This window comes from Alphaproteobacteria bacterium US3C007, assembly GCA_034423775.1.
GTDB lineage: Bacteria > Pseudomonadota > Alphaproteobacteria > Rhodobacterales > Rhodobacteraceae > Thalassovivens > Thalassovivens spotae.
Window position 1 is genome coordinate 385,674 of sequence record CP139918.1, and the last position, 20,944, is coordinate 406,617.

A 20,944-nucleotide genomic window follows, 5' to 3' on the forward strand; every position below is an offset into this window, starting at 1 on the left:
CCCCTTAGAAGACTGTGCAGAGCACTTCACCACCAACATTGGCAGTGCGCGCAGCCGCATCCGACATAACCCCTTTCGGAGTTGAGACAATCGACACACCCAAGCCCTGACGGACAGAAGGAATGTCTTTCACGCCCAGATAAACGCGACGACCGGGTTTTGAAACCCGCTTCAATTCACGAATAACAGGCGTACCATCATAGTATTTGAGGCTGATTTCAATCGCAGGATGGCCATCGCTGCCCGTCATGCTTTCATAACCGCGGATATACCCCTCATCTTTCAGCACATCCAAAACCCAAGCACGCAATTTCGAGGCAGGCGTCGACACCACAGATTTTCCGCGCATTTGAGCGTTGCGGATTCTCGTCAACATATCGCCGATAGGATCATTCATAATATCTCTCCCTTACCAGCTTGACTTAACCATGCCGGGCAGCTGCCCGTTGGAACCCAACTCGCGCAGCATAATCCGGCTGACTTTGAGCTTGCGATAATACGCATGCGGACGGCCGGTCAATTCGCAGCGGTTATGCATGCGGTTTGCCGCGCTATTGCGGGGCAATTTCGCCAATTTCAAACGCGCTTTGAAACGCTCTTCCATTGGCAGATTGTTATCATTCGCGATTTCTTTTAGCGCAGCCCGCTTTTCGGCAAATTTTGCCACCAGGCGCGCACGTTTCTTTTCGCGTTCGATCATTGCTTTCTTAGCCATGTCTAAACTCCTTTTCGCGGATCAGCTGTTGAAGGGCATGTTGAAATGGCTCAACAGCGCCTTGGCTTCCGCGTCGGTATTTGCGGTGGTGGCGATGACAACGTCAAAACCCCAATTTTCATCAACCTTATCGAAATTAATCTCTGGGAAAACGATATGTTCTTTAATTCCCAGCGCATAATTCCCGCGGCCATCAAAACTTTTTGCAGACACGCCCCGAAAGTCGCGGATACGGGGCATCGCAATTGTGATCAACCGGTCAAGAAATTCATACATCCGCGCGCCGCGCAGCGTGACTTTCGCACCCATTGGCATTTCTTCACGCACCCGGAAGCCCGCGATAGATTTCTTTGCCTTGGTGATAACCGCCTGCTGACCAGCAATCGTCGACAGATCTGCTTGCGCAGATTTGGCTTTCTTACTGTCTTTAACAGCTGCCTTACCAGCACCGATATTAAGAACAATCTTGTCAAGGCGTGGGATTTGCATATCGTTTTTATATGCAAATTCTTCTTTCATCGCGGCGCGGATTTTTTCATCATACAAAGCGCGCAAACGGGGGGTGTAATCAGCAGTATCAAGCATCGATCACGTCTCCTGTTGTTTTGGCGAAGCGCATTTTTTTGCCGTCTTCAACTTTGAAACCGACGCGCGTTGCTTTGCCATTGGCGTCGATCAAAGACAGGTTAGACAGCGCAATCGGCATCGCTTTGGGCAAACGTCCGCCCTGCGAGTTTTGCGTTTGCTTGGTGTGGCGGATCGAAACATTGATCCCCTCAACAATTGCCTTTGAGGCAGATGGATCGACAGAAGCGATCGTGCCTTCCTTGCCCTTATCTTTACCGGCAAGAACGATCACTTTGTCACCCTTACGAAGTTTCGCAGCCATTACAGCACCTCCGGGGCAAGTGAGATAATTTTCATGAAGCTTTTGGCGCGCAGTTCACGAACCACTGGTCCAAAAATACGCGTACCGATCGGCTCGCCGCTATTGTTCAAAATCACAGCAGCGTTGCTGTCAAATCGGATAGCGGTGCCATCTTCACGGCGGACCTCTTTGGCGGTTCTAACGACAACGGCTTTACGCACATCGCCCTTTTTCACTCGACCGCGCGGGATGGCTTCCTTTACCGAAACGACGATAACGTCGCCTACGGATGCGTATTTACGCTTGGAACCACCCAACACTTTGATGCACTGTACCCGGCGTGCGCCGGAGTTATCAGCTACATCCAGATTGGTTTGCATCTGGATCATTCGGTTTCTCCCGACCTGTGGGGGGCTTTCACCTGTTCCCCAGGGTTTCGATTAAACTAAAAGGTCTTTCGGCTTACGCCTGCAGAACCTCCCAGCGTTTGGTTTTGGACTTTGGTGCACATTCGATAATCCGAACCGCATCGCCGACCTTAAAAGTATTATTTTCATCATGCGCCCGGTACTTTTTTGATTTCCGGATCGTCTTTTGCATAACGGGGTGCTTAAAACGACGTTCAACAGACACAGTAACCGTTTGTTGATTTGCGTCACTTGTCACAACGCCTTGTAAAATTCGTTTGGGCATTGCTTAGGCTCCCTGCTCAGCGGCCGCATTGGCTGCTTTTTCGTTCAAGATCGTTTTAACACGAGCCGCGTCGCGCTTAACTGAGCGCATACGGGCTGTATTTTCAATCTGCCCTGTCGCCTGCTGAAAGCGCAGGTTAAAGGCCTCTTTTTTCAGACCTGCCAGCTCATCACGCAGCTGGTCCGGTGTCTTATTTCGAAGTTCATTGGCGTCCATCGCCTTATTCCTTTTCTACATCACCAGAAGGCCCCAATGGGTCACCCTTGCTCTAGTGGACAAAATAACAGGCCCCCGCAAACACAGGGGCCAGCTAACATTACCAATCTTCGCGGATGACAACTCTTGTCTTAATAGGCAATTTCATCGCCGCCAATCGGAGCGCTTCCTTTGCCACAGAATCATCGACCCCGTCAATCTCAAACATGATCCGGCCGGGCTTTACCTTGGCCGCCCAGAAATCAACAGAGCCTTTCCCTTTACCCATCCGAACTTCGGTTGGCTTTGAGGTCACAGGTGTGTCTGGAAAAATACGAATCCAAACGCGGCCCTGACGTTTCATATGCCGTGTCATTGCACGACGCGCAGCTTCAATTTGGCGCGCAGTGATGCGCTCAGGCTGAGTGGCCTTCAAGCCGTAGGTGCCAAAGTTCAGATCAGATCCGCCCTTGGCTTCGCCATGAATCCGCCCTTTATGCATTTTGCGGAACTTTGTGCGTTTTGGTTGCAGCATGGTCTACTCCTCCCTAGCGCCGACCGCCGGCACCACGAGGTGCTGGACCGTCTTGCAGTTCTTGTGCTTTGCGATCGCGGGCTTGCGGATCATGCTCCATAATCTCGCCTTTAAAGATCCACACTTTGATGCCAATAATCCCATAAGGGGTTGCGGCTTCAACATTCGCATAATCGATATCGGCGCGCAAAGTATGCAGAGGCACGCGGCCTTCACGATACCATTCGGTCCGCGCGATTTCCGCTCCGCCCAAACGACCTGCGACGTTGACACGAATACCCAAAGCGCCCATCCGCATAGCGTTTTGCACGGCCCGCTTCATGGCCCGGCGGAAAGAAACCCGGCGCTCCAATTGCTGCGAAATGCTTTCGCCGACCAATTGAGCATCAAGCTCAGGCTTGCGTACTTCAACGATGTTCAAATGCAACTCAGATGCCGTCATATCTGCCAGCTTCTTACGCAGAGTCTCAATATCAGCGCCTTTTTTGCCAATAATCACCCCAGGGCGCGCGGTATGCACGGTAACCCGACATTTTTTATGAGGGCGTTCGATAATCACACGCGACACACCGGCCTGTGCACAATCTTTCTTGATAAATTCGCGCATGCGCAGATCTTCAAGCAACAAGTTCCCGTAATCTTTGGTATCCGCGTACCAGCGGCTATCCCAAGTCCGGTTGACCTGCAGGCGCATACCAATTGGATTAATTTTCTGTCCCATTAGGCTTGCTCCTCAACTTGACGCACTTTGATGGTGAGCTCTGAGAACGGCTTGATAATCCGTCCAAACCGGCCTCGCGCCCGTGGGCGACCACGTTTCAACGTGATATTCTTACCAACATAGGCTTCAACGATCACCAATTCATCAACATCTAAATTGTGGTTGTTTTCAGCATTGGCTATCGCTGATTGAAGGCATTTACGCACATCAATCGCAATCCGTTTTTTGCTGAACGTCAAATCATTCAGAGCTTTGCCAACTTTTTGACCGCGGATCATTCCTGCAACCAAATTCAGCTTTTGCGGGGAAGTTCGAAGCATACGCAGTTTTGCCATAGCTTCATTCTCAGCCACGCGGCGGGGATTTTTATCTTGGCCCATGGCTTACTTCCGTTTCGCTTTTTTATCGGCACCGTGACCGTAATAGGTCCGGGTTGGCGAATATTCGCCAAATTTTTGACCGATCATATCTTCAGATATCATCACGGGGATGTGCTTACGGCCATTATATACACCGAAAGTCAAACCCACGAATTGGGGCAAAATTGTTGAACGACGAGACCAGATCTTGATCACTTCGTTGCGTCCACTTGCGCGCGATGCCTCGGCTTTCTTAAGCACATAGGAATCAACGAAAGGACCTTTCCAAACAGAGCGAGACATTTTTTAACGCCCCTTCTTCTTGGCGTGGCGCGAGCGGATAATCAGCTTTTGCGACGCTTTGTTTTTATTACGTGTGCGTTTACCCTTTGTCGGTTTACCCCAAGGTGTCACCGGATGACGCCCCCCTGAAGTACGCCCTTCACCACCACCATGCGGGTGATCGATTGGGTTCATAACAACACCGCGAACAGAGGGACGTACGCCTTTATGGCGCATGCGGCCCGCTTTACCGAAATTTTGGTTGCTGTTATCGGGGTTTGACACAGCGCCTACGGTGGCCATGCATTCCTGGCGAACCAAGCGCAGCTCACCCGAACTTAAGCGGATTTGTGCATATCCACCGTCGCGGCCAACAAACTGAGCATAAGTTCCAGCCGCCCGCGCGATTTGACCGCCCTTGCCAGCTTTCAATTCGATATTATGCACGATGGTACCGATCGGCATACCCGAGAAGGGCATTGCATTGCCAGGCTTGATATCCGCCTTGGCGGCGGCAATCACCTGATCACCCACAGCGAGGCGCTGGGGCGCTAGGATATACGCCTGCTCACCATCGGCATATTTAACCAATGCGATAAAGGCTGTCCTGTTGGGATCATATTCGATCCGTTCGACCGTTGCGGCAACATCCAATTTGTTGCGGCGAAAATCTACGATACGATAGAGACGCTTTGCGCCTCCGCCACGACGACGCGAGGTGATACGTCCGGTATTGTTCCGACCGCCCGATTTAGTCAAACCCTCAGTGAGAGATTTAACCGGACGTCCTTTCCAAAGCTCCGAACGGTCGATCAGCACCAGCCCGCGCTGGCCCGGCGTCGTCGGTTTATACGACTTTAGTGCCATGCTTTCTGTCTTCCGTTTGCTTAGCGGCAGATACTCTGCCTATGGTGAAGCCCCCCGAAGGTGGCCAAATTTGGACCAAAAAAAGATCCCGTTCTTAAAACGACGCAGCCCCAAGCGAGGCTTGGAGCTGCTACGATTCGTTGCCTTCTATCAAAGACCTGTGCTGACGTCGATAGTGTTTCCATCCTCTAACGTCACATAGGCTTTTTTGACATCTTTGCGCCGACCCGGGCTGCCCCGGAACCGCTTGGTCTTCCCTTTCGTGATCGTGGTATTTACCGCCTTCACCTTCACACCAAACAAGCTTTCGACGGCTTCTTTGATTTGCGGTTTATTTGATTCAATCGCCACTTCAAACACAACCGCGCCAGATTCGGACGCCATTGTTGCCTTTTCGGTGACAATCGGCTTGCGGATCACGTCATATAATTCAGGTTTAACGCTCATTTGAACCGAGCCTCCAAAGCTTCGACGCCTGCTTTGGTGATAACCAAAGTATCGCGCTTCAAAATATCATAAACATTCGCGCCAGCTGTCGGCAGAATATCCAAGCCTGTGATATTGCGCGCTGCTGAAGCAAACGCCTCGTCAACGCTTGCACCATCGATAATAAGGGCGCGCTTCCAGCCAAGATTTTTTACCTGCTTGGCCAAAGCCGCCGTTTTACCGTCGGATGTGGCTGCATCTAAAATAACCAACGACCCGTCGCGAGCCTTCGCCGATAAAGCGTGTTTCAAGCCGAGTTGACGCACCTTTTTAGGCAGGTCATGGCCATGACTACGCGGCGTTGGGCCTTTATAGATCCCGCCTTTGCGAAAAATCGGAGCGTTGCGATCACCATGACGCGCGCCACCCGTGCCTTTTTGGCGGTAGATCTTCTTGGTTGAATAGCTGGTCTCAGACCGCGTTTTCACCTTATGCGTGCCCGCCTGCGCATTGTTACGCTGCCAACGCACGACGCGGTGCAAAATATCAACGCGTGGCTCTAATCCGAAGATTTCTTCGCCCAGATCAACGCTGCCCGCAGCGCCACCATCCAGTTTAATCACGTTCAGTTTCATGCGTCACCTCCTTCGGTGGCAGGCGCTTCAGCAACAGGCTGCTCAGCACTGCGCAAAGCTGCCGGAAACGGCACATCGCTTGGCAAAGGCTTCTTAACGGCGTCCTTAACGGTGACCCAACCCCCTTTAGAACCAGGTACGGCGCCTTTGATCATGATCAGTCCACGATCCGCGTCGGTTTTAACCACCTGCAAATTTTGAGTGGTCACTTTCGCGGCCCCCATATGACCGGCCATTTTCTTACCTTTGAACACTTTACCTGGGCCCTGACACTGCCCCGTAGAACCGTGCGAGCGGTGGCTGATTGACACACCATGCGAAGCACGCAAGCCGCCAAAATTATGCCGCTTCATCGCGCCGGCAAAGCCTTTACCGATAGATGTGCCAGACACATCTACATATTGACCCGCCGCGTAGTGATCCGCGGTGATTTCCGCGCCCACTTCGATTAAATTCTCAGGTGCAACGCGAAACTCTGCCACTTTGCGCTTGGGTTCAACCTTTGCCACAGCAAAATGACCGCGCATCGCTTGCGATACGTTTTTGGCCTTGATCGATCCGGCGCCCAACTGAACAGCTGTATAGCCGTTTGACTCAGAAGTGCGTTGCGCAACAACCTGTAGGTTATCCATTTGCAAAACGGTCACAGGGATCTGCTTGCCGTCTTCCATGAAAAGACGAGTCATACCCATCTTTTTTGCTATAATTCCAGAGCGCATCCGTTTGCCCTCCTTAAACCGAAATCTGCACGTCAACACCGGCAGCAAGATCGAGCTTCATCAAAGCATCGACGGTCTGAGGTGTTGGGTCAACAATATCCAAAAGCCGTTTATGAGTACGGATTTCGAACTGATCGCGTGATTTCTTATTCACGTGAGGACCACGCAGAACGGTAAATTTTTCGATTTTATTCGGCAGCGGAATAGGACCACGAACAGAAGCGCCTGTGCGCTTGGCCGTGTTCACGATTTCCTGCGTGCTTGCATCCAGAACACGAAAGTCAAATGCTTTCAATCGGATGCGAATATTTTGGCTTTGCATAGTCTTAGCCTTTTTTCTCGGCGTTAGAGTTGAGAGGAAGAGGCCAGGTCATTCTAACCCCTTCATCGAACACATACGGCACCGCGTAAGTGCCAATTTTAATTCAGGCCCGACGCTATTCCGACGGGCCTGTTACCAGCTCGAGCAACTCTTACTCGATAATTTTTGACACGACGCCTGAGCCGACGGTGCGGCCACCTTCGCGGATCGCAAAGCGCAGCTTATCTTCCATCGCGATTGGCGCAATCAGCTCCACTTCGAACTTCAAGTTATCGCCGGGCATCACCATCTCTGTTCCCTCTGGCAGGTTCACCGTCCCGGTCACATCCGTCGTACGGAAATAAAACTGTGGGCGATAATTGGCAAAGAACGGCGTATGACGGCCACCCTCTTCCTTGGTCAGAATATAGGCTTCAGCCTCAAACTTTGTATGCGGCTTCACAGAGCTTGGCTTACACAGAACCTGTCCACGCTCAACGCCTTCACGATCAACACCGCGCAGCAATGCACCAATATTGTCGCCAGCTTCACCGCGATCCAGCAATTTACGGAACATTTCAACACCCGTACAGGTGGTTTTGCCCGTGTCACGAATGCCAACGATCTCAATCTCATCGCCCACATTGATCACACCGCGCTCAACCCGCCCGGTCACAACCGTACCACGGCCCGAGATTGAAAACACATCTTCGATCGGCATCAAGAACGGCTGATCAATCGCGCGATCCGGCTGCGGGATATAGCTGTCAACAGCCGCCATCAGCTCAGAAATCTTCTCTTCACCGATATTCGCATCGCGACCCTCAAGCGCCGCCAAAGCAGAGCCGGCAACAATCGGAATATCATCACCTGGGTAATCATACGTGCTGAGAAGCTCGCGCACTTCCATTTCAACCAGCTCAAGAAGCTCTTCGTCATCCACCTGGTCAACTTTGTTCAGGAAAACAACCATCGAAGGGATACCAACCTGGCGGCCAAGCAAAATATGCTCGCGCGTTTGCGGCATAGGGCCATCGGCCGCGTTCACAACCAAAATCGCGCCATCCATCTGCGCCGCACCCGTGATCATGTTTTTCACATAATCAGCATGGCCGGGGCAATCCACATGCGCGTAATGCCGGTTTTCAGTTTCATATTCAACATGCGCCGTCGAAATCGTGATCCCGCGGGCTTTTTCTTCCGGCGCAGCGTCAATCTGATCATAATCCTGAAATTCGCCAAATTGCTTCGTAATCGCAGCCGTCAATGTCGTCTTACCATGGTCAACGTGACCAATCGTGCCGATGTTGCAATGCGGCTTACTACGCTCAAACTTTTCCTTTGCCATGGTGGCCTCCTTTTTCGTTAGTTTACAAGACCGCTCTCGGCCCTAAAGTTTTGCTTAAGCATGGGCCCCAAGCCCATGCCCGTTTTTAGGCAAATTTCGACTGAATTTCTTCAGAGATATTCTGCGGAACCGGGTCATAATGATCAAACGACATAGTAAATTGCGCACGTCCAGAGGACATCGACCGCAAGTTATTAATGTAACCGAACATATTCGCCAAAGGTACAAAAGCCTCAATCGCGATCGCGTTGCCGCGTGGCTCCTGACCTTGCACCTGACCCCGACGGGAGGTCAGATCGCCAATGATGTTGCCTGTATAATCCTCAGGCGTTACAACTTCGACCTTCATGATCGGCTCAAGAAGCTTTGCGCCGGCTTTTCTCATCCCTTCGCGCATACACATCCGCGCAGCGATTTCAAAAGCCAAAACCGAGCTATCCACGTCATGGAACTTGCCGTCGAGCAGAGACACTTTAAAATCGATCACAGGAAAGCCTGCCAAGGGGCCGCTATCCATAACTGATTTTATGCCTTTTTCGACGCCGGGGATATATTCTTTCGGAACAGCGCCACCAACGATCTTGCTTTCAAATGAGTATCCTTCGCCAGGCTCGGTTGGCGTAATAACCATTTTCACTTCACCAAACTGCCCAGACCCACCAGACTGTTTTTTGTGTGTGTATGTATGCTCAACCTCATGACCAATCGTCTCACGATACGCCACTTGTGGAGCACCGATATTGGCTTCCACCTTGAACTCACGCTTTAAGCGATCCACCAAAATATCCAAATGCAGTTCGCCCATGCCCTTCATGATGGTCTGACCGCTCTCAAGATCAGTTTCCACACGGAATGAGGGATCTTCGGCCGCCAAGCGCGCAAGACCCTGAGACATTTTCTCTTGGTCGTTCTTGGTCTTCGGCTCAACTGCGATTTCGATCACTGGATCAGGGAAGGTCATTGTTTCCAAGATTACAGGCTCTTTCACATCGCACAACGTGTCGCCCGTAGTCGTGTCCTTCAAACCGGCAAGCGCGATGATATCCCCCGCAAATGCTTCTTCGATCTCTTCGCGATTATTCGAGTGCATCATCATCATGCGGCCAACGCGCTCTTTTTTACCCTTGGTCGAGTTAAAGATACCGTCACCCTTATTCATCATGCCCGAATAGATGCGCGTAAATGTAAGCGTGCCAACGAAGGGATCATTCATGATTTTAAACGCAAGCGCTGAAAACGGCATATCGTCGTCCGCACGGCGCGCGACATCGCGGGTTTCTGTTTCGTCACCCGGACGGAAACCCATATAATCAACCACATCCAGCGGGCTCGGCAGGTAATCGATCACGGCGTTCAAAAGCGGTTGCACACCTTTGTTCTTGAAGGCCGAACCACATAAAATAGGAATGAATTTAATTTCGAGCGTGCCCTTGCGGATCAGCGCGCGAAGCGTGGCCTCATCGGGCTCTTCCCCCTCTAGATAGGCCATCATCGCATCATCATCCATCTCAACCGCAGTTTCGATGAGCTTGGCGCGCCATTCATTGGCAGTGTCCTGAAGGCTCTCACGGATCGGGCGCAATTCCCATGTCGCACCTAAATCTTCACCAGCCCAGACCCATTCCTGCATCGTTATCAGATCAACCAAGCCCTCAAGCTCGTTCTCTGCGCCGATAGGGATTTGGATCGGCGCGGGCACGGCGCCGGTGCGATCCTGAATCATGTGCACGCAGTTGAAAAAATCTGCGCCGATTTTATCCATCTTATTCACATAAACGATCCGCGGCACTTTATAACGATCAGCCTGACGCCACACGGTTTCGGTTTGCGGCTCAACACCCGCATTCGCATCCAAAACGGCGATAGCACCGTCTAAAACCGCCAAAGACCGTTCAACCTCGATTGTAAAATCAACGTGGCCCGGGGTATCGATGATGTTCATACGGTGCTTGGGCGATTGCGCCGTCTCACCATCTTCGGTGCGCTCCCAAAATGTGGTGGTCGCAGCCGAGGTGATTGTGATACCACGCTCTTGCTCTTGCTCCATCCAATCCATCGTTGCGGCGCCATCATGCACCTCACCAATGTTATGCGACTTCCCCGTGTAATACAAAATCCGCTCTGAGCAAGTTGTCTTGCCCGCATCAATGTGAGCCATAATGCCAAAATTACGGTATTCGTTTAGATTATATTCGCGCGCCATTTCAGTGCAGCCTCTTTAAATTACCAACGGTAGTGGCTGAATGCTTTGTTCGCATCGGCCATTTTATGCGTGTCTTCGCGCTTTTTCACGGCGGAGCCGCGCGAATTTACAGCGTCTAAAAGCTCACCCGCAAGGCGTTCTTCCATCGTATTTTCGTTGCGGCTACGAGACGCTTTGATCAACCAACGAATGGCCAACGCTTCGCGGCGCTCGGGGCGCACCTCAACGGGTACCTGATAGGTGGCACCACCAACGCGGCGCGAACGCACCTCAACGGCTGGCTTGATATTATCCAAAGCTTCGTGAAACACCTCAACGGGCGCGCGCTTGATTTTATCTTCAACCCGGTCCAAAGCGTTATACACAATGGTCTCAGCGATCGATTTCTTACCATCAATCATGAGGTTGTTCATGAATTTCGAAATAACCCGATCGCCAAATTTGGCATCGGGTAAAATTTCACGTTTTTCGGCGGCGTGGCGACGAGACATCTGTTAATCCTTTTATTTCGGACGCTTGGCGCCATATTTAGAGCGGCGCTGTTTACGATCTTTAACCCCTTGCGTGTCCAGAACACCGCGCAAGATATGGTAGCGAACACCAGGAAGGTCTTTTACGCGACCCCCGCGGATCAAAACCACTGAGTGTTCTTGAAGGTTATGCTTTTCACCCGGGATGTAGCTGATCACCTCAAACCCATTTGTTAAGCGCACTTTTGCAACTTTCCGCATGGCTGAGTTCGGCTTTTTCGGCGTGGTGGTGTAAACGCGCGTGCACACACCGCGTTTTTGTGGACACTCCTGCAAATGCATGGATTTGGAGCGTTTTACTTTGGGCTGCCGCGGCTTGCGGATCAGCTGTTGTATCGTTGGCATTCCGGTTATTCCCCGTTCGCTCGTCGTTTATGGGCGCATGAGCGCAGCCCATGCAGTTCATTCTTCTGTGCCAAACGCGTCCGCATAACACAAACACCACACCGGTCCCCTCGTTCTTGGGAACGACGCGGTGGGTTTTCCAGAGGATCGAGGCACTGCCCGGATCTTGACCACTTCAATTCTGAAGCCAAAGCCAGAGAAACATCCCATGACTCGACGTGTCGTGCGTATAGGGGGAGTCGGAACGCTTGTCAACAGCCTGAAAAGCTGCGGCTTTACCCCTGCAGATCGAACCGAAGAAAGTCGTGGTCGCGCCGTCTGACCGCTTTGCGATATCCGGCAACAACCCTCTTATATTATGGGTTTTATTTCAAAGCCCATGCATCAAATCCCGAAATTCAACCTGCGTTTGGGTCATGCGTTTTAACTGGATAAAAAATCAACATACAAAATATTACCAATGGTGTGCGCATCTTCACAAGCATCCGCGATTTACAGCCCGCGTGGCAGGCTTGATCCGGCCTTTTCCAACCAGTCCTTAGCGGTTTTTCAACCTGTCTGAAACAGCGCTCTTCTGCAAGTTTGAGATATCTTAACAGCGCGCTAAGGGCGCAGATATGCGCAGCGCTTGATCCGATCAACGCTTATAAAAAAAGCCCGACTTAAGGCCGGGCTTTTTCTAAATTTTTAACGGCAAAGGGTGTTTAGCTTTCGCTTGCCGTAGCCTCTTTAAACACATCATCTTCGCTGGGTGCGGCTAAGGCGGCCGCAGCCTGAGCTTCCTCGCGGCGCGCTTCAAGCACCACATTGTCACGCTCTGTGGCGATACGGCGAACTTGTTGCGTCGCGCCCCCTGTGCCCGCTGGAATAAGCCGCCCAACGATCACGTTTTCTTTCAGACCAACCAATTTATCCCGCTTGCCTTGCACCGATGCCTCGGTCAGAACCCGTGTGGTTTCCTGGAATGAGGCGGCAGAGATAAACGAGCGCGTTTGCAAGGATGCTTTTGTGATGCCTAGCAAAATAGGTTCACCCTGCGCCGGACGTCCGCCTTTTGACAGGGCTTTTTCATTTGCTGCGTCAAACTCCGCCTTATCGACATGTTCGCCTTTCAGCAAAGTGGTGTCACCGCTTTCGGCGATTTCCCATTTCTGCAGCATCTGGCGTACGATCACTTCGATATGCTTGTCGTTGATTTTAACACCTTGCAAACGATACACATCCTGCACCTCATCGATCATGTAATTTGCCAGCGCTTCAATGCCCATAATGGCCAGAATATCATGTGGGGCTGGGTTGCCATCCATGATGTAATCGCCCTTTTGCACAAAATCACCCTCGGCAACCGGAATATGCTTTCCTTTGGGAACCATATATTCCACCAGCTCCAGCGATTCATCGGCCGGCTCAATGCTGATCCGTCGCTTGTTTTTATAATCGCGCCCAAAGCGCACATATCCATCGACTTCCGCGATAATCGCGTGATCTTTTGGACGGCGTGCCTCAAACAATTCAGCAACCCTCGGCAAACCACCTGTAATGTCTTTTGTTTTCGCCCCTTCACGCGGAATACGGGCGACCACATCCCCCGCTTTCACCTCTTGACCATCTTCGACCGACAAGATTGCATCAACCGACATTGGATAGGTAATTGGATTGCCCGCCTCATTGCGCACAGGCTCACCATCTTCACCAGCAAGGATAATTTCAGGCTTCAATTCGCTGCCCTTTGCGGCGGCGCGCCAGTCAATAACGATTTTCTGCGTCATCCCGGTTGCATCATCGGTTTCTTCACGCACGGCAACGCCATTGGCCAGGTCCACATGTTTGGCGACACCGGCTTTTTCGGCGATGATCGGCAAAGTATAGGGATCCCACTCAAATAATTTATCGCCGCGTTCAACCTTGGCCCCTTCGGCCACGAATAACTTCGTGCCATAGCCCAATTTATGGCTGGCCAATTCATCCCCATTTTCATCTAGGATGCGCAGCTTCATATTGCGCCCCATCACCAACATGTCACCCTGCGCGTTTTTCAACGTTTGTGGGTTCTCAAACTCAATCACACCACTTTGGCTGGCTTCCAAGAAGGATTGCTGGCCCCCTTGCGCAACGCCGCCAATGTGGAATGTCCGCATTGTCAGCTGCGTACCAGGTTCACCGATTGATTGCGCCGCGATGATGCCCACCGCTTCGCCGGTATTCACGATAGTACCGCGCGCAAGATCTCGTCCGTAGCACAATGCACAAACGCCCTCTTCAGCTTCGCAGGTCAAAGGAGAGCGGATGCGCGCCGTTTGCAGACCCGCCTCATCGATCTTATCGGCCATAATCTCATCGATCAGCTCGCCTTTGGCGACCAACATGTCTTCCGTTCCGGGGCGTAAAATATCCTCAGCAGCAACCCGGCCCAACACGCGCTCGGCCAACGATGAGACAACTTCCCCATCATTGACGGCCGTTTCGGCCGTGATGGATTGTTCGGTACCACAATCATTCATGCGCACAATGCAATCTTGTGCAACATCAACCAAACGCCGGGTTAGATATCCAGAGTTCGCTGTTTTCAACGCTGTATCCGACAAGCCCTTACGCGCACCGTGGGTAGAGTTGAAATATTCAAGCACCGTCAAACCTTCTTTAAAGTTTGAAATGATCGGCGTTTCAATAATATCGCCGTTCGGCTTGGCCATCAGACCACGCATACCGCCCAGTTGCTTCATCTGGGTAACCGATCCACGCGCGCCCGAATGGGCCATCATATAAACGCTGTTCGGCTCGCTTTCAGATCCGTCATCATCCAAGCGCGGCGCCGAAATCGTATTCATCATTGCGTCGGTGACTTTATCGTTACATTTTGACCAGGAATCGACAACTTTGTTATATTTCTCGCCCTGTGTGATCAGACCATCCATATATTGCTGTTCGAAATCTTTAACCTGCTGACGGGTCGTATCAACGATCCCCCATTTATCATCTGGGATAACCATATCATCCTTGCCGAATGAGATACCGGCTTTGAACGCTTCTCTGAAGCCCATCGTCATAATTTGATCGCAAAAAATTACCGATTCTTTCTGACCGCAATAGCGGTAGACAGTGTCGATCACCTTTTGGACATCTTTCTTTCTGAGCAACGCGTTCACCAATTCAAACGGCGCTTTGTTATTCACCGGCAAAAGAGCGCCCAGGCGCACGCGCCCCGGAGTGGTTTCAAACCGTTGCATCACTTCGCTGCCATGCTCATCTATTTGCGGAATACGCGCAGTGATTTTGGCATGTAAATGCACAGTGCCACTATCGAGAGCGTATTGCACTTCCTCAATCGAGCTGAACATCATCCCTTCACCCTTCATGCCTTCTCGCATGATTGTGGTGTAATACAGACCCAAAATCATATCCTGCGAGGGCACGATAATCGGGGCGCCATTTGCTGGTGACAGCACGTTATTTGTGGACATCATCAACACGCGGGCTTCTAGCTGGGCTTCCAAGCTGAGCGGCACGTGTACGGCCATTTGGTCACCGTCAAAATCAGCGTTGAACGCAGAACAGACCAGCGGATGCAATTGGATGGCTTTGCCTTCTATCAAAACCGGCTCAAAAGCTTGAATGCCCAACCGGTGCAAAGTAGGCGCACGGTTCAACATTACCGGGTGCTCGCGGATCACTTCATCCAGAATATCCCATACTTCAGGACGCTCTTTTTCAACCAGTTTTTTGGCTTGCTTCACCGTGCTTGACAGCCCTTTGGCCTCAAGGCGCGAATAGATAAACGGCTTGAACAATTCGAGCGCCATTTTCTTAGGCAAGCCACATTGATGCAGCTTCAGCTCTGGGCCCGTCACGATCACCGAACGGCCAGAAAAATCGACCCGCTTTCCAAGCAAGTTTTGACGGAAACGGCCCTGTTTGCCTTTCAGCATGTCCGACAGCGATTTCAGCGGCCGCTTATTGGCACCGGTGATCACGCGGCCGCGGCGGCCATTGTCGAACAACGCATCCACAGATTCCTGCAGCATCCGCTTTTCGTTGCGCACGATAATATCGGGCGCGCGCAATTCGATCAGTCGCTTCAAACGGTTGTTGCGGTTAATCACACGGCGATAAAGATCGTTCAAATCCGACGTTGCAAACCGGCCGCCATCCAATGGCACCAAGGGGCGCAACTCCGGCGGAATCACCGGCACAACAGTGAGGATCATCCATTCCGGGCGGTTGCCCGATTCCAAAAAGCTTTCAACCACTTTCAGGCGCTTGATGATTTTTTTCGGCTTCAACTCACCCGTGGCTTCTTTGAGATCCGCGCGCAATTGCTCGGCTTCAGATTCCAAATCGATCGCCGCCAGCATTTCGCGGATCGCTTCTGCACCGATATTGGCGGTAAATGCATCCATACCGAACGTGTCTTGCGCGTCCATATATTCTTCTTCGGTCATCATCTGACCATAGGTCAAATCGGTCAGACCAGGCTCGATCACCACATAATTTTCAAAATACAGCACGCGTTCCAAATCACGAAGCGTCATATCCAGCATCAAGCCAATCCGCGATGGCAGCGACTTTAAGAACCAAATATGTGCAACGGGTGAGGCCAGTTCGATATGCCCCATACGTTCCCGGCGGACCTTCTGCAGCGTCACTTCAACGCCACATTTTTCGCAGACAACGCCACGATACTTCATCCGTTTATATTTGCCGCACAGACATTCGTAATCTTTGGTTGGGCCAAAAATTCGCGCGCAGAACAAACCATCACGCTCGGGCTTAAAGGTCCGGTAATTGATCGTTTCGGGCTTTTTGATTTCACCGAAAGACCATGAAAGGATCCGCTCTGGGCTGGCCAAAGAGACTTTGATCTCATCGAAAACTTTAGGTGACGTTAACGGGTTAAACGGGTTGTTTGTCAGTTCCTGGTTCATTTTAATTCCTCTAATTGGAGACAGAAAGGTGGAAGCGTGGGCAAAAGCCCTACGCATCATCCTCCGTGTCCAAGAGTTCCATATTCAGGCCGAGACCACGGACTTCCTTCACCAAAACATTGAAGGATTCCGGAATGCCCGCTTCGAAGTTATCTTCACCTTTAACGATGCTTTCATAGACTTTCGTCCGCCCTGCAACGTCATCAGATTTGACCGTCAACATTTCTTGCAATGTGTAAGCCGCGCCGTAAGCTTCCAAAGCCCAAACCTCCATTTCACCAAAGCGCTGGCCGCCAAATTGGGCTTTACCACCCAATGGCTGCTGCGTGACCAAGCTGTAGGGCCCAGTTGAGCGTGCGTGGATTTTATCATCCACCAAGTGATGTAACTTCAGCAGGTATTTTATCCCAACCGTGACCGGACGGGTGAATTGCTCACCTGTGCGGCCATCAAACAGGATGGATTGGCCCGATTGATCAAAACCAGCCCGCACCAGCGCGTCATTCACATCGCCTTCTTTGGCGCCATCAAAGACCGGTGTCGCGATCGGCACGCCATTGCAGACATTGCCCGCCGCTTCAACCAAACTGTCTTCATCCATGCCGGCAATGCCTTCTTCGTAGACATCATCACCATATGCCAGACGCATTGCCTCACGCACCGGTGTCAAATCACCCGAACGACGATAATCATTCAAGGATTCATCGATATTCACGCCCAGACCGCGCGCCGCCCACCCCATATGGGTTTCTAAGATTTGGCCCACATTCATACGCGAAGGCACGCCCAGAGGGTTCAAACAGAAATCAACAGGCGTTCCATCTGCCAAGAAAGGCATATCTTCCATTGGCACAACCTTTGAGATCACCCCTTTATTGCCGTGACGGCCCGCCATTTTATCGCCTGGCTGCAGCTTACGCTTCACCGCGATAAAGACTTTTACCATTTTCATAACGCCAGGGGGCAGATCATCACCGCGGCGCACTTTTTCAACTTTATCTTCAAAGCGGGCGTCTAGAATCCGCTTTTGTACTTCATATTGCTCGTGCAAGGCCTCAACGATCTTCGCATCGCCCTCTTCGCTCAACGCCAATTGCCACCACTGGCCACGGCTTAAACTCTCAAGCAAATCTTCGTCGATCACGGCGTTGGCTTTCACGCCTTTCGGGCCTTTTAGAACCGTCTTGCCAATGATCATACTGCGCAGACGGGCATAGATGTTGCGATCCAAAATCGCCAGCTCGTCATCGCGGTCTCGCGCCAAACGCTCAACCTCTTCGCGCTCAATTTGCAAAGCGCGCTCATCTTTTTCAACGCCATGGCGGTTGAACACGCGCACTTCAACAACCGTACCAAAATCGCCTGGCTTAACGCGCAAAGATGTATCGCGCACATCCGACGCTTTCTCACCAAAGATCGCTCTGAGAAGCTTTTCTTCAGGCGTCATTGGGCTTTCGCCTTTCGGCGTGATTTTTCCAACCAGAATATCACCTGGCTCTACATCAGCACCAATATAAACGATCCCCGCCTCATCCAAATTGCGCAGCGCTTCTTCGCCAACATTTGGAATATCACGTGTGATTTCTTCAGGGCCAAGCTTGGTGTCGCGCGCTGCCACTTCAAATTCTTCAATATGAACCGACGTAAACACATCATCGCGCGCCACGCGCTCTGAAATCAGAATTGAATCTTCGTAATTATAGCCGTTCCAAGGCATAAACGCGACCACCACGTTTTTACCTAAAGCCAATTCACCCAAATCAGTTGAGGGCCCATCAGCGATCACTTCGCCTTTAGACACCGCTTGCCCCACTTTAATGAGTGGGCGCTGGTTGATGCAAGTATTTTGGTTGCTGCGCTGGAATTTACGCATCCGGTAAATATCAACACCCGCATCGCCAAGATCCAGGTCTTCGGTCGCCCGGATAACGATCCGCTGCGCGTCAACCTGATCCACTACACCCGCGCGTTTCGCCATAATCGCCGCACCGGAATCCCGCGCTACGATTTCTTCGATGCCCGTGCCAACCAAAGGCGCCTCGGCCCGTAGCAAAGGCACCGCCTGACGTTGCATGTTCGAGCCCATCAAAGCGCGGTTCGCATCGTCATTTTCCAAAAACGGAATTAGCGAGGCCGCAACCGATACCAACTGCTTTGGGCTCACATCGATCAGGTCAACATTCTCGACGGGCGCAAGCGTGTAATCGCCAGATTGCCGCGTGCTCACCAGATCATTCACAAACCGTCCGTTCACGTCCAATTTCGCATTGGCTTGTGCCACCGTATGGCGCATTTCTTCTGTGGCAGAGAGGTAATGTACCTCATCCGTCACCGTCGCATCCTTCACGATCCGATAGGGCGTTTCGATAAAACCATATTTGTTCACGCGTGCAAAGGTTGCCAATGAGTTGATTAGGCCAATATTTGGCCCCTCCGGCGTTTCAATCGGACACATGCGCCCATAATGGGTTGCGTGCACGTCGCGCACCTCAAAACCGGCCCGCTCACGCGTTAACCCGCCTGGCCCAAGCGCCGACAGGCGGCGTTTGTGGGTGACTTCTGAAAGAGGGTTGGTTTGGTCCATAAATTGCGATAATTGGCTGGACCCAAAGAATTCACGCACCGCGGCAGCAGCCGGTTTCGCGTTGATCAAATCCTGTGGCATCACAGTATCGATTTCGACCGATGACATCCGTTCTTTAATTGCCCGCTCCATCCGCAGCAATCCGACCCGATATTGGTTTTCCATCAATTCGCCAACCGAACGCACGCGCCGGTTGCCCAAGTGATCAATATCGTCGATATCACCCTTGCCATCGCGCAGCTCAACCAACGCCTTGATGCAAGACACAATATCTTCTTTGCGCAATGTGCGCTGCGTATCTTCTGCATCAAGCGCCAAACGCATATTCATTTTCACGCGGCCAACCGCGGATAAATCATAGCGCTCGCTGTCGAAAAACAGCGTGTCAAACAGCGCGGAAGCAGCATCTACGGTGGGCGGTTCGCCCGGGCGCATGACGCGGTAAATATCCATCAGCGCGGTATCACGGCTGAGGTTTTTATCCTGCATCATGGTGTTGCGCATATAGGGGCCAACATTGACGTTATCGATATCAAGTACGGGAATATCGGCAAAGCCGGCATCCACAAGATCTTTCAACGATCCACCGATCATTTCGCCTTCTTTATCATATTCCGCGGTTAGTTCATCACCCGCTTCTACGTAAATCGCGCCGGTTTCCTCATTGATTAAATCTTGAGACACAAATTTACCAATAATTTGGTCAAACGGCACCAAAAGCTCGGTTACTTTGCCCTCATCGATCAATTTTTTCACCGCGCGGGGCGTTACTTTTTTGCCGGCTTCAGCAATCACTTCACCCGTCGCTGCATCGATTAGATCATAAATTGGACGGGTGCCGCGCACGCGCTCTGGGAAGAATTTCGTTTTCCACCCTTTGCCTTTCACAACGTGGAAATTCACCGTATCATAATAGGCGCTCATGATGCCTTCTTGATCCAGGCCAAGCGCGTAAAGCAGCGTGGTTACCGGCAATTTACGGCGGCGATCGATCCGCGCAAACACCAAGTCTTTGGCATCAAATTCAAAATCAAGCCAAGACCCGCGATACGGAATGATCCGGCAGGCGAATAACAGCTTACCCGAGCTGTGCGTTTTACCTTTATCATGATCGAAAAACACCCCAGGAGAGCGATGCATCTGTGAAACGATCACCCGTTCGGTCCCGTTGACAACAAAGGTGCCATTCGGTGTCATCAAAGGCATATCGCCCATAAACACGTCTTGCTCTTTAATGTCTTTTACCGATTTGGCGCCCGTATCTTCATCAACATCAAACACGATCAGCCGCAGCGTGACCTTGAGCGGAGCACTATAGGTCATATCACGCTGCTGGCATTCCTCGACGTCATATTTGGGCTTTTCTAAATCATAGCCAACAAATTCCAGCACAGAGGTTTCGTTGAAATCTTTGATCGGAAACACCGATTGGAAAACGCCTTTGATGCCTTCGCCATCAGTGGGAATTTCCGCCTCGCCCGAGCGCAAAAACAAATCATAAGATGATTTTTGCACTTCAATCAGGTTTGGCATGTCAAGAACTTCGCGAATTTTTCCGTAATATTTACGCAAACGCTTCTGGCCGAGATATGATTGAGCCATGGATATAGTACCTTTCAGTTTTCTCACCGGACGCGCGCGCTGTCGGGTACCAGCCGCGCCCCCATACGAGATCGCAAGATAAGATCAATGCCTG

At 51.5% G+C, this 20,944-nt stretch carries 22 protein-coding genes; all 22 read right to left on the bottom strand.

The annotated features are described in order from the left end of the window. Positions 1-4: 4 nt before the first annotated feature. Entirely contained in the window at positions 5-397 is a 393-nt protein-coding gene (rpsH, locus tag UM181_01965) for a 30S ribosomal protein S8 (GenBank protein ID WQC63400.1), read from the bottom strand. Between the two features lie 12 nt (positions 398-409). Then, positions 410-715, bottom strand: coding sequence for a 30S ribosomal protein S14 (rpsN, locus tag UM181_01970; protein ID WQC63401.1), 306 nt, complete (start codon positions 713-715; stop codon positions 410-412). Positions 716-736: 21 nt separating this feature from the next. Beyond that, on the bottom strand, positions 737-1,300 hold the full coding sequence (rplE, locus tag UM181_01975; GenBank protein WQC63402.1) for a 50S ribosomal protein L5: 564 nt from the start codon (positions 1,298-1,300) through the stop codon (positions 737-739). Next, positions 1,293-1,604, bottom strand: coding sequence for a 50S ribosomal protein L24 (rplX, locus tag UM181_01980; protein WQC63403.1), 312 nt, complete (start codon positions 1,602-1,604; stop codon positions 1,293-1,295). Before rplX ends, rplE begins: the two co-directional genes overlap by 8 nt. After that, the gene (rplN, locus tag UM181_01985; GenBank protein ID WQC63404.1) at positions 1,604-1,972 is read right to left on the bottom strand and encodes a 50S ribosomal protein L14; all 369 of its coding nucleotides are present in this window, start codon (positions 1,970-1,972) and stop codon (positions 1,604-1,606) included. Before rplN ends, rplX begins: the two co-directional genes overlap by 1 nt. Positions 1,973-2,045: 73 nt before the next feature. Next, the gene (gene rpsQ / locus UM181_01990) at positions 2,046-2,276 is read right to left on the bottom strand and encodes a 30S ribosomal protein S17 (GenBank protein WQC63405.1); all 231 of its coding nucleotides are present in this window, start codon (positions 2,274-2,276) and stop codon (positions 2,046-2,048) included. Positions 2,277-2,279: 3 nt separating this feature from the next. After that, a complete protein-coding gene (gene rpmC / locus UM181_01995; GenBank protein ID WQC63406.1) occupies positions 2,280-2,492 on the bottom strand; it encodes a 50S ribosomal protein L29 in 213 nt (70 codons plus the stop codon). A 100-nt stretch (positions 2,493-2,592) separates the two neighbouring features. After that, a complete protein-coding gene (gene rplP / locus UM181_02000) occupies positions 2,593-3,006 on the bottom strand; it encodes a 50S ribosomal protein L16 (GenBank protein ID WQC63407.1) in 414 nt (137 codons plus the stop codon). Positions 3,007-3,019: 13 nt separating this feature from the next. Beyond that, entirely contained in the window at positions 3,020-3,727 is a 708-nt protein-coding gene (rpsC, locus tag UM181_02005; GenBank protein WQC63408.1) for a 30S ribosomal protein S3, read from the bottom strand. Next, positions 3,727-4,107 (bottom strand): 50S ribosomal protein L22, encoded by a 381-nt coding sequence (rplV, locus tag UM181_02010; protein WQC63409.1) that lies wholly within the window; start codon positions 4,105-4,107, stop codon positions 3,727-3,729. Before rplV ends, rpsC begins: the two co-directional genes overlap by 1 nt. 3 nt (positions 4,108-4,110) lie before the next feature. Next, positions 4,111-4,389, bottom strand: coding sequence for a 30S ribosomal protein S19 (gene rpsS, locus UM181_02015; GenBank protein WQC63410.1), 279 nt, complete (start codon positions 4,387-4,389; stop codon positions 4,111-4,113). Positions 4,390-4,392: 3 nt separating this feature from the next. Next, the gene (gene rplB, locus UM181_02020) at positions 4,393-5,235 is read right to left on the bottom strand and encodes a 50S ribosomal protein L2 (GenBank protein WQC63411.1); all 843 of its coding nucleotides are present in this window, start codon (positions 5,233-5,235) and stop codon (positions 4,393-4,395) included. A gap of 150 nt (positions 5,236-5,385) precedes the next feature. Continuing rightward, on the bottom strand, positions 5,386-5,682 hold the full coding sequence (locus UM181_02025; protein ID WQC63412.1) for a 50S ribosomal protein L23: 297 nt from the start codon (positions 5,680-5,682) through the stop codon (positions 5,386-5,388). Further along, positions 5,679-6,296, bottom strand: coding sequence for a 50S ribosomal protein L4 (gene rplD, locus UM181_02030; protein WQC63413.1), 618 nt, complete (start codon positions 6,294-6,296; stop codon positions 5,679-5,681). The genes UM181_02025 and rplD overlap by 4 nt, the downstream gene beginning before the upstream one ends. Next, positions 6,293-7,015 carry a 50S ribosomal protein L3 gene (gene rplC / locus UM181_02035; protein WQC63414.1) on the bottom strand — a complete coding sequence of 241 codons (723 nt, stop codon included), beginning with the start codon at positions 7,013-7,015 and terminating at the stop codon, positions 6,293-6,295. Before rplC ends, rplD begins: the two co-directional genes overlap by 4 nt. Positions 7,016-7,028: 13 nt before the next feature. After that, entirely contained in the window at positions 7,029-7,337 is a 309-nt protein-coding gene (rpsJ, locus tag UM181_02040) for a 30S ribosomal protein S10 (protein ID WQC63415.1), read from the bottom strand. Between the two features lie 151 nt (positions 7,338-7,488). Next, the gene (gene tuf, locus UM181_02045; GenBank protein ID WQC63416.1) at positions 7,489-8,664 is read right to left on the bottom strand and encodes an elongation factor Tu; all 1,176 of its coding nucleotides are present in this window, start codon (positions 8,662-8,664) and stop codon (positions 7,489-7,491) included. Between the two features lie 85 nt (positions 8,665-8,749). Further along, complete coding sequence (gene fusA, locus UM181_02050) at positions 8,750-10,867, bottom strand: elongation factor G (protein WQC63417.1); 2,118 nt, start codon at positions 10,865-10,867, stop codon at positions 8,750-8,752. 20 nt (positions 10,868-10,887) lie between these two features. Beyond that, positions 10,888-11,358 (bottom strand): 30S ribosomal protein S7, encoded by a 471-nt coding sequence (gene rpsG / locus UM181_02055; GenBank protein ID WQC63418.1) that lies wholly within the window; start codon positions 11,356-11,358, stop codon positions 10,888-10,890. 12 nt (positions 11,359-11,370) lie between these two features. Continuing rightward, positions 11,371-11,742: a 30S ribosomal protein S12 gene (gene rpsL, locus UM181_02060; protein WQC63419.1), complete on the bottom strand. Its 372-nt coding sequence runs from the start codon at positions 11,740-11,742 to the stop codon at positions 11,371-11,373. 704 nt (positions 11,743-12,446) lie between these two features. Continuing rightward, positions 12,447-16,664, bottom strand: a complete 4,218-nt coding sequence (rpoC, locus tag UM181_02065) for a DNA-directed RNA polymerase subunit beta' (protein ID WQC63420.1) — start codon at positions 16,662-16,664, stop codon at positions 12,447-12,449. 49 nt (positions 16,665-16,713) lie between these two features. Further along, a complete protein-coding gene (rpoB, locus tag UM181_02070; GenBank protein WQC63421.1) occupies positions 16,714-20,850 on the bottom strand; it encodes a DNA-directed RNA polymerase subunit beta in 4,137 nt (1,378 codons plus the stop codon). Positions 20,851-20,944: the final 94 nt, after the last annotated feature.

Excerpts from the sequence above, each read along its gene's own strand:
- UM181_02025 (WQC63412.1), bottom strand. The coding sequence starts at position 5,682 with ATGAGCGTTAAACCTGAATTATATGACGTGATCCGCAAGCCGATTGTC.
- rplD (WQC63413.1), bottom strand. The coding sequence starts at position 6,296 with ATGAAACTGAACGTGATTAAACTGGATGGTGGCGCTGCGGGCAGCGTT.
- rpsN (WQC63401.1), bottom strand. The coding sequence starts at position 715 with ATGGCTAAGAAAGCAATGATCGAACGCGAAAAGAAACGTGCGCGCCTG.
- tuf (WQC63416.1), bottom strand. The coding sequence starts at position 8,664 with ATGGCAAAGGAAAAGTTTGAGCGTAGTAAGCCGCATTGCAACATCGGC.
- rplE (WQC63402.1), bottom strand. The coding sequence starts at position 1,300 with ATGCTTGATACTGCTGATTACACCCCCCGTTTGCGCGCTTTGTATGAT.
- rpmC (WQC63406.1), bottom strand. The coding sequence starts at position 2,492 with ATGGACGCCAATGAACTTCGAAATAAGACACCGGACCAGCTGCGTGAT.
- fusA (WQC63417.1), bottom strand. The coding sequence starts at position 10,867 with ATGGCGCGCGAATATAATCTAAACGAATACCGTAATTTTGGCATTATG.
- rplN (WQC63404.1), bottom strand. The coding sequence starts at position 1,972 with ATGATCCAGATGCAAACCAATCTGGATGTAGCTGATAACTCCGGCGCA.
- rplC (WQC63414.1), bottom strand. The coding sequence starts at position 7,015 with ATGCGCTCTGGAATTATAGCAAAAAAGATGGGTATGACTCGTCTTTTC.
- rplP (WQC63407.1), bottom strand. The coding sequence starts at position 3,006 with ATGCTGCAACCAAAACGCACAAAGTTCCGCAAAATGCATAAAGGGCGG.
- rpsH (WQC63400.1), bottom strand. The coding sequence starts at position 397 with ATGAATGATCCTATCGGCGATATGTTGACGAGAATCCGCAACGCTCAA.
- rpsL (WQC63419.1), bottom strand. The coding sequence starts at position 11,742 with ATGCCAACGATACAACAGCTGATCCGCAAGCCGCGGCAGCCCAAAGTA.
- rplB (WQC63411.1), bottom strand. The coding sequence starts at position 5,235 with ATGGCACTAAAGTCGTATAAACCGACGACGCCGGGCCAGCGCGGGCTG.
- rpsC (WQC63408.1), bottom strand. The coding sequence starts at position 3,727 with ATGGGACAGAAAATTAATCCAATTGGTATGCGCCTGCAGGTCAACCGG.
- rpsQ (WQC63405.1), bottom strand. The coding sequence starts at position 2,276 with ATGCCCAAACGAATTTTACAAGGCGTTGTGACAAGTGACGCAAATCAA.
- rpoB (WQC63421.1), bottom strand. The coding sequence starts at position 20,850 with ATGGCTCAATCATATCTCGGCCAGAAGCGTTTGCGTAAATATTACGGA.
- rpsJ (WQC63415.1), bottom strand. The coding sequence starts at position 7,337 with ATGCAAAGCCAAAATATTCGCATCCGATTGAAAGCATTTGACTTTCGT.
- rpoC (WQC63420.1), bottom strand. The coding sequence starts at position 16,664 with ATGAACCAGGAACTGACAAACAACCCGTTTAACCCGTTAACGTCACCT.
- rplV (WQC63409.1), bottom strand. The coding sequence starts at position 4,107 with ATGGGCCAAGATAAAAATCCCCGCCGCGTGGCTGAGAATGAAGCTATG.
- rplX (WQC63403.1), bottom strand. The coding sequence starts at position 1,604 with ATGGCTGCGAAACTTCGTAAGGGTGACAAAGTGATCGTTCTTGCCGGT.
- rpsS (WQC63410.1), bottom strand. The coding sequence starts at position 4,389 with ATGTCTCGCTCTGTTTGGAAAGGTCCTTTCGTTGATTCCTATGTGCTT.
- rpsG (WQC63418.1), bottom strand. The coding sequence starts at position 11,358 with ATGTCTCGTCGCCACGCCGCCGAAAAACGTGAAATTTTACCCGATGCC.